This window comes from Parabacteroides chongii (assembly GCF_029581355.1).
GTDB lineage: Bacteria > Bacteroidota > Bacteroidia > Bacteroidales > Tannerellaceae > Parabacteroides > Parabacteroides chongii.
In genome coordinates this window covers 2,266,373-2,279,227 of record NZ_CP120849.1, presented here as the reverse complement: position 1 = coordinate 2,279,227, position 12,855 = coordinate 2,266,373, and the positions used below count along the sequence as shown (strand labels likewise).

8 protein-coding genes and 1 pseudogene are annotated in these 12,855 nt (G+C 43.9%); 3 read left to right on the top strand and 6 right to left on the bottom strand.

What is annotated here, in order from left to right:
- Nucleotides 1-12: 12 nt before the first annotated feature.
- Together P3L47_RS08535 and P3L47_RS08530 are read right to left on the bottom strand one after the other, a co-directional pair.
- Nucleotides 13-2,691 carry a glycoside hydrolase family 38 N-terminal domain-containing protein gene (locus P3L47_RS08535; protein ID WP_277783331.1) on the bottom strand — a complete coding sequence of 893 codons (2,679 nt, stop codon included), beginning with the start codon at nt 2,689-2,691 and terminating at the stop codon, nt 13-15.
- 189 nt (nt 2,692-2,880) lie between these two features.
- A complete protein-coding gene (locus tag P3L47_RS08530) occupies nt 2,881-3,753 on the bottom strand; it encodes an ion transporter (protein ID WP_277783330.1) in 873 nt (290 codons plus the stop codon).
- A 152-nt stretch (nt 3,754-3,905) separates the two neighbouring features.
- On the opposite strand from P3L47_RS08530, the gene P3L47_RS08525 reads away from it, so the two are divergent.
- The 3 genes and pseudogenes from P3L47_RS08525 to P3L47_RS08515 form a co-directional block, all read left to right on the top strand.
- A complete protein-coding gene (locus P3L47_RS08525) occupies nt 3,906-4,907 on the top strand; it encodes a 6-bladed beta-propeller (RefSeq protein WP_277783329.1) in 1,002 nt (333 codons plus the stop codon).
- A gap of 100 nt (nt 4,908-5,007) precedes the next feature.
- Entirely contained in the window at nt 5,008-5,157 is a 150-nt protein-coding gene (locus P3L47_RS08520; RefSeq protein ID WP_277783738.1) for a MerR family transcriptional regulator, read from the top strand.
- Nucleotides 5,136-5,354, top strand: a pseudogene (locus tag P3L47_RS08515) (cell filamentation protein Fic); the annotation flags it as partial. The gene P3L47_RS08520 and the pseudogene P3L47_RS08515, both read left to right, overlap by 22 nt.
- A 79-nt stretch (nt 5,355-5,433) precedes the next feature.
- Here P3L47_RS08515 and P3L47_RS08510 read toward each other — a convergent pair.
- The 4 genes from P3L47_RS08510 to P3L47_RS08495 all read right to left on the bottom strand — a co-directional run bounded on the left by P3L47_RS08510 (nt 5,434) and on the right by P3L47_RS08495 (nt 12,800).
- Nucleotides 5,434-6,924, bottom strand: coding sequence for an alpha-L-fucosidase (locus P3L47_RS08510; protein WP_122363156.1), 1,491 nt, complete (start codon nt 6,922-6,924; stop codon nt 5,434-5,436).
- Between the two features lie 19 nt (nt 6,925-6,943).
- Entirely contained in the window at nt 6,944-8,473 is a 1,530-nt protein-coding gene (locus P3L47_RS08505) for a RagB/SusD family nutrient uptake outer membrane protein (protein ID WP_277783328.1), read from the bottom strand.
- Nucleotides 8,474-8,490: 17 nt separating this feature from the next.
- A complete protein-coding gene (locus P3L47_RS08500; RefSeq protein ID WP_277783684.1) occupies nt 8,491-11,472 on the bottom strand; it encodes a SusC/RagA family TonB-linked outer membrane protein in 2,982 nt (993 codons plus the stop codon).
- A gap of 323 nt (nt 11,473-11,795) precedes the next feature.
- Entirely contained in the window at nt 11,796-12,800 is a 1,005-nt protein-coding gene (locus tag P3L47_RS08495) for a FecR family protein (protein WP_277783327.1), read from the bottom strand.
- Nucleotides 12,801-12,855 lie beyond the last annotated feature (55 nt).

Genomic DNA, 12,855 nt, shown 5'->3' with positions numbered 1-12,855 from the left:
GGTTCGTTTTATTCAAAGTATTATTTTATAAGTTTCAATCGCATATTTACCCAATACAATCCCGTCTACCGGAACATCCTCTTCCTCGATCAGGTTTGTACGGATTATCTGTTTCGGGGAGGCAGCCAGATCCAATATCACTTTCTCTTCTTTATCCGTACAGTTATACAGACGGATAATCAGGCTGTTATCATCCTCGCATTTCTTTACTGCCGTAATGATCACATTCGGATTATCGATCGACACAAACGAATACTGTTCCGGAATAGCTGCATTACTATAAGCTATCGGATTGTAAACAGCAACCAGCGGTTCATTGGCTGACAAACCGAACTTTTCCCTTGTCCGCCCTCCTGCCGGATGTGAAGTCAGTGAGAAATGATAGAAATGATCTCCGGGTTGAAAGAAATCATTCCCCAGTGGATGGCAACTCTTCCGGGAAGCCAGTAAGATCGGCTGAAGCACCGTATAATCGACCGGATTATCGGTCGGATCGACATAATCGGCAACGGCAACCGACGAGCTTAACGTCACAGCCCATTCCCCGTCCGTGGCACTTAACCAGTTTCCTATACCGCGCGGACGCTGTTTCTTGTTCTCCACATAATAACGTTCGCCTGCCGCTCCCGGCATCTCATCCTGCCCGACAGTCAAAGCACCGTAAGGAACCTCGTAAGAAACGACCGACTGTTTGAATGCCAGCGGCCACATCTGACGGTATTCGCGGAACATAACACCATCCCAATTCAGCAAAGCCACATCCATATCAATCTTTTTAGTCTGGTGATAGACACGGATCACCTGTTCGATCACGGCATTACGGATAGGAGTACGTAGCTTATAAGCAGAAAAGACCGGACCTTCCTCCACGATCGTCCAAGCCGACGGATGAGCGGACGTTTTGTCAAAACCTTCCATATCCGGCTGCTGCACCGCATCAAATTCTCCGGCACCATTACCATACGAATGCATGGTGATCACCTCGCCACCCAGAAACTTACCGGTATTCAGCAATTGCCTGCCACTCTCTTTATCCGTGATCTGTTTGATACCTCCATTCACCAGTTCCACCCGGTAATATTTATTTTCTATCACGCTGGCCGCCGGTCGGGAAATGTCGGCAAGAGCATCCGATGCATTCAGATAATAGGTTTTCAGTCCCATGGAAGGCACCTTTTCAGCTACAAAATGAACCCGGGCTTTCTCTATCGAGCCATCCGGATAATAGACAGCACCGGTCAGTTGGGAGGGGACAGCTGTTCCCTGATAATCCTTAACAGCCAATTGCCGTGCATATCCTTCTTCAAAACGAACATCTATACTCACCGGAGCTGTACGGACGAAAGACAGATTATTGAACAAAACGACCGCACGCCCTTTGGCAGACTCAGTTTTCACTCCCGAGGCCAAAGTTGAGGCCTGCGCATCGATCACCTTTTCGGCTACCCCCAGAGCAAATTCATATTTACGCTGAAATGTATTATCCGTCATGATTCCTCCGTTACCTCCCCAGCCATGGTCAGGATAAATCTTAGCTTCCCATGCTTCATTCAGTAAATCGGACGGATACCTGTCAAACGAGCCGCTTGCCAAGGCTAGAAAAGAGGACATTTTTTCCGCCGACGGAAGTAAACGGTCGCCTTTCCGGCTGGCAGTCAATGCCTGCTCATGGGAAGGTCCGTGAATATAGAGCCACACATTCGGACGCTCTCCCTTGACAACCGGTAAAGCCGATGTAGAATGGTCCAGGGTATGAAAAAATTCATCCGCCGTTGCATATTTGAATTGGGGAAGTTTCACTTTAGTCTTTTTTCCGGTCTGTTCATTCCGGATATACCGGATATTATTCCATTTTTCCATAAAGACAGGACAATTTTCCACCGGTTTCCGATCCCACGACAATTCATAGTTCAACATGGCAGGCATTACGGTACGGGCCTTTTTCACATCGTTGTATTTAGTATACCACAAAACCGATTCCTTAGCCATTTCTTTCATGGCAGCCGTATCCTCTTTTGCCAGCACATTGTAAAAATAGATATAATGCCCCGGCGTATAAGAACGTACCTTCGAACCGTCAGGAGCCTCCCAATAGAACAATCCGCGCTCATGCCGGCTGATCACCAGATTATCTATACCTGCCTTTTTCATGATCTGCGGCATCTGCAAAGTACGGCCAGGCACATCCACATTGAAATAAGACAATGAGTTATATCCGTCAAAATTCTTTTTCAGCCACCGGGTCCCCAAATAGAACTGACGCGCCAGCGATTCGCCCGAGTACATCTCTTCATAAGGTTGTATATAAGTCCCCCCGACACAGATCCTACCTTCATTCATATACTTACTGAAAAGCGGCTTTGTTTCCGGATGGCGGTGTATATATTCACGCAGAATGGAGGTTTGTTCGATATCCATACGAAAATCAGGTTCTTCCGCCAGACGTTTCAGGAAAGGAGTCAGCCACAAGGTATCACGGTCCGCTATACAGGCATCCAGGTTATTCAGCCACGCCAAATCCTGATGGGTTGTTGTAAAAACAAAAATATCCCCTCTGTTTAATTGTGAATCCGATAAATCTTTCAATAAACGATAAGATTCGTCATCACAAGTGTACACATCTCCTTCTATTTGGGCTACTGCCGAATAAGCAAGCAGCAGACTCAATACGGTTAGCAATTTCTTTCTCATGATCTGTTCATTTGTTATTTGAATTTTATATTTAACCGATTAAAATATCCGGCAAAAAATTTAGCTTTGATGCCAAAGCTATTAACAACACCGACTACCTATCAGTAAACCAACAGAATTTTTTCCGAGTAATAGGTTTGCCCATAGGCTATTTAATCGGTTAAACACTGCAAATATAGACCTTTTATTTTATTCTTCCAGTTTCCCTCCGCAATATTTACAATATTTTGCTTCCTCCTCATGGCCGGTCCGGAAACAATGCGGACATCTCAGTTCACTTCTCCGCCTGTGTTCCTTGATCATTGTGGCTGAGACAATTCCCGTCGGAACAGCAATGATCGTGTAACCGATCAGCATCACACAGGCAGAGATAAACCGGCCGACAGGTGTAACAGGCGTTATATCTCCATAACCGACAGTTGTCATGGTAACGATTGCCCAATAGATGCAATTGGGGATATTATTGAACTGGGTGTTCGGTTGTGTCCCCTCCACCATAAACATAATCGTTCCGATCGAGGTCACCAGGATCAAGACGAAAAAGAAGAAAACAAATATTTTACGGCTGCTCAGCCGCAGGGAGACCAGCAACAGATTTCCTTCTTCCAAAAAATTAAACAGCTTGAACACACGGAAAACACGAATCAGGCGAAAAGTACGAATGATCAGCAAATAACGCGCACTGGTAAATATAAACCCGAGGTATAACGGCAAGGTTGCCAGCAAATCGACAATACCGAAAAAACTGAAAATATACTTCTTGGGTTTCGGCGAGCAATAGATACGCACCAGATACTCAAAAGTAAAAAAGCCGGTAAACACATATTCCAGTATCTGAAGCGCCAGCCTGAAATGATCCGAAAAAGTCACCACACTCTCCAGTATCACGACCAGGACACTCATAATGATAAAACCGATCAGAAAGACATCGAACAGTTTCCCCTTTGGCGTATCCGATTCAAAAATGATCACATACAGTTTCTCTTTCAGCTCTTTATCATGAAGGAATGCATTTATCTTATTTTTTACCGTCTGTAGCAGACCCGTTTTTTGCTGTTCCATAAATTATTACGGTGTTTAATTACAAAAATAGAAATAATACCTTTGGAAACAAGTATTTCCTCTTAAAAAGGAAGATTTATAGCCTCAAATCTACGATTCATTCGTAATTATCTCTATATTTACGACATCAAAGACTATAAATCAATATTTGTATGAAAAATATACTAAGTTACCTGTTGCTGATCACACTATTCTGTGGTTGCACCCAAAAAACTGATACCGAAAAATACCAGAAAAGCCGAAATAACATCGTTAATGTCCGGGATAAGGTCAGGGAGATTGAGATCGAAGATGTTCTGATAGGTCGAACCTCCCTGCCCTATATCGCAGACAAATACCTGATCATAACCGACTATGAATCACCAAACCAGCAAATACACCTATTTGACAAAAATGATTTCCACTACCTTGCCAGTACCGCTTATAAAGGCCAGGGACCCGGTGAAATAACAATTGTAGGCCATGTGGAATATGACAAGGCACACAGCAGAATTTACGTAACGGACCATGGTAAACAAAAGATATTCAGTTATAATCCGGATAGTATTCTAGCCAATCCGAATTATATGCCGGATGTTAAAATGGAAATGAAAGCAAGTTTGTTTCCCGATACATATCAATATATCAGTGATACTCTATGCATAGGCCGGGTAATAAAACCTATAGGTACAAACAATTTTAAACCTTATATAGCCAAATGGAACATGGCCACAGGAGAAATAGAACTAATGAAATATGAACATCCCGATATAAAGAAAGTTCGATTTACCTCTACCGTATCTACAGAGCATAATATGTATTTGCAATGTTATAGCCGGCATGACCTGATGACAATCTGTAATCTCGACGGAGATCTGATATGCAACATTTACGGTCCCGATTGGACAGCCGACAGTTCAGATATCAGCCATTACTGGAATGTAAACGTTTGCGGTGACAAAATCATTGCTTCCTATTCCGGAGGAGACCATCGCACAGAAGCCTACTACCCGACCAAATTTCTTGTATTCAACCTGAACGGAGATTATCTAAAAACATTGGAAACAGGTTACAGAATAGTCCGCTTCTGTTATGACGAAGACAACAACCGAATCATTATGTGCATGGATGACGATATACAATTCGGTTATCTGGACTTGAATGAAGTTATCTGACACACGATTTTTTGAGGTAATTTTGCCGTTATCGGCAAGAAAGTGATATATTTGCATATAAAATACACACACTTCTTGCCGATAACGGCAATTTACGCTTATGAAATATTACTCGGTCAGCGAATTTGCGAAAAAACAGAATCTTCCTGAAAGGACTGTACGCAATTATTGTGCCACAGGAAAAATAACCGGTGCTTTCCTAACCGGAAAAACCTGGAATATTCCGGAAGGGATGGAAACGGCCGCGTAGGACGCCTGATCATGTTTAAAGAATGCCTGAGTAATAACATTGTACCTTTCATCATAGACGAAGATTTAAAATGGTTCTATTACCGTGGTCTGCAGGAATGGGATAAAGCACATGAATATCTTGTCGATACCTGCCTGACCGCACAGGATAAATTTAAAACAATGCTTCAATACTTCAAAATAGGTTATAACGAATAAACGGATAAACAGAAGTGCCCCCCTTTGGTTTTAACTTTAGGGGGGTACTTGTTTATCTATACCCAGGGAACTTCCTGTTTTATTCTTTGTATATCACATTAAATTCATATACGGAAGGAGGAGCCGACGCCTTGGTTACATTCAGACGTATCTGTGAAGTCTGGTAAGGATAAGGGAAACGGATGACTTTACAATCGCCCATCGGTTCGTCGGAGACATATACAGCCTCCCACTGCCCATTCTTTTCAATCTCGATCCGGTATGATTGTATCCGGTTAGTCCGATAATTGGAAAATCCGTCTTCACCATTCTGAGTATCACAATATTCAAAAATGACAATCTTATTGAAAGGCTTGTCCTTGTCCAGTGGAATAGTCAATAGAGCAGTCGTATCTGCAGCAGCCCAACGAGTCTGCATACCTCCGTCAGTAGCCAATGCCGCCCCATACAACAACTCGTTATTCTCATAGACGGAACTGGCAAAAGCCGGCGATTGTAAAGACAGAAAAGAGCCGTTCCGGGGAAGTGGTTCCCCTTTTTTAATACCCAACCGTTTACCCAAAGCAATCACCGCGTTAGCCTCATGCTCCCTGATACGACCGGTCTGGTCCGGCGGAACATTTACCACCAATGTATTATCATTATCCGTACACCAGTAAAACAACTCTTCCAGTTCATCCAGGTCACGAACGGGAGAAAGTGCTTTTTTCTGGAACCAGTTCCATGCCTTACTGATACAAAGCGTATGCTCAAAAGGCAGATAATAAGACCGACCATCATGTAAATACTGCTTTTTATCCTGTTTATGAGCAATCTTCGGATCCCAAAGCCGGAAGTCGCCGGGGAAATATTGAAAGGTGTATTTGTTATCGACGATCATAGAGTCGGGCAACGCAAACTCCCGTTCCCCTTCCTTCAGGACAATCGTGTGATTCACCCCGACAGCACAATGGGGTTGAAGCCTTTTGACCAGTGAATAGATTTCAGGCAATCGCCACTCTTCCGGCTTCTTATCCCATCCGCCGTCAAACCAGACTTCACAAACCGGACCGTAGTTAGTCAGCAGTTCCGTCAACTGATTCGACATATAATCGATATACTCTCCAAAATCAGCATTCTGATAAACCGGTTCATGACGATCCCAAAGAGAATAATAAATGGCAAATTGCAAGCCATATTTCTTACAGGCATCAGAGACTGCCTTCACCACATCTGTTTTTACCGGTGAAGAAGCAACATCATACGTTGTATAACGGCTATCCCACAGACAGAAACCATCATGATGCTTGGTAACCAAAAGGACATACCGAAAGCCTGCATCCCGTGCCACACGTACCCATTGGTCACAGTCCAATGAATCCGGTCGGTACTTATCCACAGGGATCGTCCCATCCGACCATTCTTTTTCATCAAACGTATTGACTCCAAAATGAATGAACATCCCATACCCCCGCTTCTGCATCTCCAATTGCGTCTGATTGGGACAATCGGCCGGAACAATCTCCTGAGCCCGAAGCATTCGGGCCGGAGACACAATAAACAACAGTATAATGATAAACCGATAATTCATATGCTTTCAATTCTTTATTTTACCATCCCGGATTCTGAACCAGAGAACCTTTGGACAGGTCGATTTCATTCAACGGAATAGCCCACAGATAATCCCGTTCAGGGTCAAATTTACGTGTTTCCACCCATACATATTCACCATCTACTTTCTTACCGTAGACAGGCTTCGTCACAGCCGCTTCCGTCGTCTTCCAGTGACGTGTATCATAGAGATAAACCCCTTCGAAGGCAAATTCCACACGTTTCTCTTTACGGATTGCTTCACGCATTTGTTCCTTAGTCAGGTTGTCCGATAAAGGAGGAAGATCCACGCGGGCACGCACATCGTTCACCGCCTCGTATACACTGGCATCCGGTCCCGAAACTTCATTCTGAGCTTCGGCATAAATCAACAGGATTTCAGCATAACGAATATAGATAAAATTCGTCCATCCCGGATAGTTCATTCCATCATTTTTCGGATTCACATATTTCCGGATAGAATACCCCGTACGGGTCGAGTTACCTAAAGCAGCACCGGAACTATATGTTTTACCGGCAATCTCGCTGCCGTCGTACAGGATCGTATAATCCAGGCGGGGATCGCGGTTGGCAAACGGATTATTCTCATCGTAAAGCGCCGACTCCCCGATCGATTTACCATCCCTACATTCATACAAGTCGATCAGATCTTTGGCGGGAGACATCGCTTCCCATCCACCCATCATCTGGGGTGCGAAATACTGGTCGATCCAGCTGCCCAGGTCAAAATCTTTGGCATTTTCCATATACTGGTGGTCAAAGATCACCTCCTGGTTATTTTCATGATCCGGAGAAAACAGATCGCCATAGTTGGGATACAGAGAATAGACATTCATATCCATCACCGCCTTAGCATACCTGGCGGCATCCTCATATTTATTCATGAAATTACTGATGACCGCCTTTTCAGCCAGAGCCGCCCCTTTCGTCGCACGACCTACCTCAGCCTGTTTTTCCGGAAGCAAAGAGGCCGCTTTATCCAGATCTGCAATCACAAAATTATAGACCTCCTCCTCTGTGTTACGGGCCGGAATTGCCTCATTCAGTTCCAACGGTTTTTCGAGCAATGGAACCCCGCCATACAAACGGAGCAATGTCGCATAGAAATATCCGCGCATGAAATAAACTTCCCCTTTATAAACATTCTTGTCTGCTTCATCCATTTCAACCTGGTCTATATTCTGCAGGCACACATTACAGCGGCGGATACCCTGATAAGTCGTTTGCCAGACCTGTTGAAAATGAGAGTTGGAAGAAGTTGCCGTACCGGCGGAAATCTCTCCCTGGGCATTATACACATGAACCGGAACGGCATTATCCGTATAGCCGTCCAGCATGATCACGAAATTCCCCGGTTCCAGGGTATATCTGTATAAAGAAGTCGTGAATTTTTCCACATCATCCTGACTCTTCCAGAATGAAGCGTCAGATAATTCATCCCGGGGAATTTCTTCCAGGAAATTATTATTACATCCGGTCAGCATGCCTGTCAACAAAACAGAGGCCAATAATATATGTTTGATTTTCATAATAAGCTTACTTTCTATTAAAATGATACATTAACGCCAAAGGAGTAGTTTCTGGTCAGAGGATAATAGGTCTTAGTCGTGATCATTTCCGGATCCAGACCGTCGAAACCTGTGATTGTAAATAAGTTATCAATGCTGCAATACAGTCTTAGTTTAGATAGTCCCGTATTGGTCAGAATATTCTGCGGCAAGGTATAACCGATTTGCAGATTCCTCAGCTTCAGATAAGAAGCATTCTGTGCCCAGAAAGAAGATGTCATATAATTTCTGCTGGAACTGCTGATCGTCAGACGAGGATAAGTGGCATCCGGATTTTCCGGAGTCCAGCGATCCAGCCAACTGTCTGTCACTTTTCCTCCGTTATAGAAAGCCTTGCCGATTTCATCTTTTACAATGCCTTTTACCATACCTGCTCCCTGCAATAAAGCTGTCAGGTCAAAGTTCTTATACTCGAAATTCAAACGCAGACCGAAATTGATCTTCGGGAATGTAGAGCCCAAAGACTGACGGTCATTCTGGTCAACCGTCTTGTTGCCGTCCAGATCCCGATATTTCAAATCTCCCGGTTGTGCTCCCCAAATCTGCTTCGGCGAGTTGTCGATCTCTTCCTGTGACTTAAAAATACCATCACAAACATAACCATAAATATTATCTACAGGGTCTCCTACGGAACGTCCGGGTGTATCTCCCCCGCTAAGGTCCGTAATCTCGTTATGGATATAGCTGAAATTAAAAGAGGTAGAATATTTAAAATCGTTCACCTGGTTGCGATGGGTAAATGCCAGTTCGACACCCGTATTACGAACCTTACCGGCATTTTGCATCGGAGCATCCACACCGACTATATCAGGAATCGGTAATTTCAGCAAAATAGCATTCGTATTCTTAATAAAGAAGTCACCGGTAAAAGAAAGTTTTCCACCCCAGAAATCGGCATCGATACCAATATCCGTCTGATTGGTCTTTTCCCAGGTGATAGCCGTGTTAGCCATTACATCATTGATAGAAATACCGGAGTAAAGAGCGTTTCCGAAACTATAGTCATAGCCGAAAGCATATGTGTTATAGAATGAATAATCATCTATCTCCTGGTTACCCAACTGCCCCCACGAAGCTCTGACTTTCAGATTATCTACCCAGTCGGCATTGAAGAAACTCTCTTCCGACAGACGCCAGCCTACAGAGAAGGATGGGAATACACCAAAACGATTATTTTTAGGAAAGCGGGAAGAACCGTCGTAACGTACGTTCGCTTCAAACAAATAGCGGCTGTCAAAATCATAATTCACACGGCCGAAAACCGAGCGCAGAGCATAAGCGACACTGGTACCTTCAGTCTCCTGCGTCGTCACATCACCGGCATTGATCTCACCGATCATATTATTTGTCGGCAGGTCTTTACGCAGAGCACTCAATAATCTATATTCGTTATGTATCTGTGAATATCCCAGCAAAGCCTTTACCCCATGTTTGCCAAAAGTCTTATCATAATCCAGATAAGCCTGCAAATTCAGTTCCAACGACTTCTTGTCTATATTCTTCACCTGGCTACGGCTCGACTTAATCGGATCTTCAGAATCAGCCGTATAGAAATTCATCTTTTTCTGAAAAACATGCGTATCCTTCAAGTAATAAGTGGCAGCGGCATTACCTCGCAAATTCAAACCGTCCATAATCTTATAGACAAAAGAGGCATTTCCCTGGAAGTTATTGTTGTAAACATGAGAAACTCCACTGTTACGAGCTTCCGCCACCGAGTTATGTTCATTCAGGAACAAACCGTAATTTCCATTACTGAACTGAATAGGAGTAACAGGAGTTTCACGGAATGCATGATACATGATATAATACATGTCTGTATCCGGATCATTCACAGTCGATGTAGCCGGTGCCATGCGGTCATCGCGTGAAGCCGATATATTCAGAGCCACATCCAGCCGGTTGTTGATCTTGGCATCTACATTGGAACGGATATTAAAACGGTTATAAGAGACATTCGGGATCAAACCGTCCTTCTTATGGAAACCGGCAGTCAAAGAATAGCGGATGCCTTCATTCCCTCCGATCACACTCAGATGATGGTTATGGAACAAACCGCTCTCACTCAATAAGGCATTCACCTGGTTGCTGTTGGCGAAATGATCCGGATCGTTTCCCAGGCGTATCTTTTCCAGGTCCGTATCCTGGAACGGAGCATTCGAACCATCGTTTCGGTATGCTTCGTTGAGCAATGTGGCATAATTGTAAGAATCCAGGTAGTTCGGAAGACGGCATGCAGCCTGCCAGCCGATATAGCCATTATAGGAGACAACAGGTTTACCGACAGCCCCTCTTTTGGTTGTAATCAAAATAACACCGTTGGCTGCACGTACCCCATAAATAGAAGATGCAGCAGCATCCTTCAGCACAGAGATACTCTCGATGTCATTCGGATCGACATTCGCCATAGAAGACTCGACACCGTCTATGACTACCATCGCTTCGGCATTTCCCAGCGTTCCGATACCTCTGACACGCAGATTTCCGGCATCGGCACCCGGTTGCCCTGTATTTTGTACGATCGTAACACCGGCAATTTGTCCCGTCAGCATATTAACAGGGTTGGAAGTCGTGCGGTTTTCCAGCATTTCCGACTTTACAGTGCTGACAGCCCCCGTCAGGTTGACTTTTTTTTGTGTTCCGTAACCTACGACTACGACCTCACTCAGGTTTTGTGAATCATCGACCATGATCACATTAAAAGAGCTCTTGCCGCTCACGGAAAGTTCTTGTGTCAGATAACCGATATAAGACACCTGCAAAACGCCTTTATCCTGTACGTCCAGAGTGAATTTTCCATCCATATCGGTTACAGTTCCGTTTGTCGTCCCCTTTTCGACCACATTGGCACCGATGATCGGTTCACCTGCCGCATCTTTGATAACGCCTGATATCCTTTTCTGTTTCTGCTGTTGTACCTTCGTATTCTGACCGGTTTCTTTTTTAGAGATAACGATCATTTTCCCCTGAATAGACCAGGTCAGATCTTCCCCTAGAATAGAAGCCAACACTTCCTCGACAGAAGCATCCTCAAAATTCTTCGTGATCAACTTATCTTCATTAACCACATCTTTCTTATAAATAATAGAATACTGCAGTTGTTTTTCCACTTCCTTTAAAGCTGTCTTTAAAGAAGTCTCCTTAAATTGATAAGTTACTTTTTGTGCATCCATGGTCAATGAGCCGGACAGTAATAACGCCATGATCAATGACCTTCCAACATGTTTCTTGTAAGTCATACAAATTCAATTTACGATTAGATTTAACAATATTAACAATTGCGCTATTGTTTTCGAATGTAAATATCCCTTCCTGAGCGTTCATACCGTATCGGTATGATCCTGGAGAGGGCTTGCAGGATATCGCCTATCGTCTCTTCATTCCTCAGGGAGACACGGAAAGCGACATCCTTATTCAGACTGTCATCCAGCGTAATGGAAACATCATATTTCCTTGACAAGCGGACAGCCAGTTCACTCAATGTGATTTTATCATATTCTACACGTCCTTCAATCCATGAAGTGTATTGGGCCGTCTGCCCTTTTTCCCTGGATAGTTCCCCGTTCTGCTTATTCAGCCTCACTAATTCCCCCGGGACAACCGGGAAGTGTTTGCCCTTGTACAATATATCGATGGAACCTTCTAAAAGAGCGGTTGTAGATAACTCATCTTCATTATAAGAGGAAACATTGAATTTGGTCCCTTTTACGACAATATTATACTGATCGGTCTTTACAGTAAAAGGGATATTTCCCGGCTGCTGCGTCACTTCAAAATAGGCTTCTCCCAATAAGGTTACCTCCCTGTTTTTTGTATTAAAATTTCCGGAATATTGCAAAGACGAACCGGCATTCAGATAAACGGTTGTCCCGTCGGCAAGCACCAGGCGGCTTTTCTCTCCCATTCCGGTCTTCAATGCAAAAATATTTTCGGACATTCTTGTATAGACATATTGTTGTACGCCATATATTCCGCTACCCAGCAATAATACGGCAATAACAGCTGCTGCAACATACCAGGATAAATGTCTGCGTCCGGAAACAGAGACCTGCCGGTCATCCGAAGTATAACGGACAGACATTCTGCCCTGCAGCTTTCTCCATTCATTATCGACTTCGGGTATCAACCTGGTTGAAACAGTCCACTCCTGTTCCCACTGACGGAACAGTTTCTCATTTTCAGATGCAGCTTTGACAAACTGAAAAAGGAGTTCTTCCTCTGCCAGTGAAATACAACCGTTGAAATAACGGATTGCCAATTCCCGATAATAAATGTCTGACTTGTCCATAAAATAGTTTCTAAAGGATATAACAACTCATTTTATTTTTACCCAACCTCAAGGA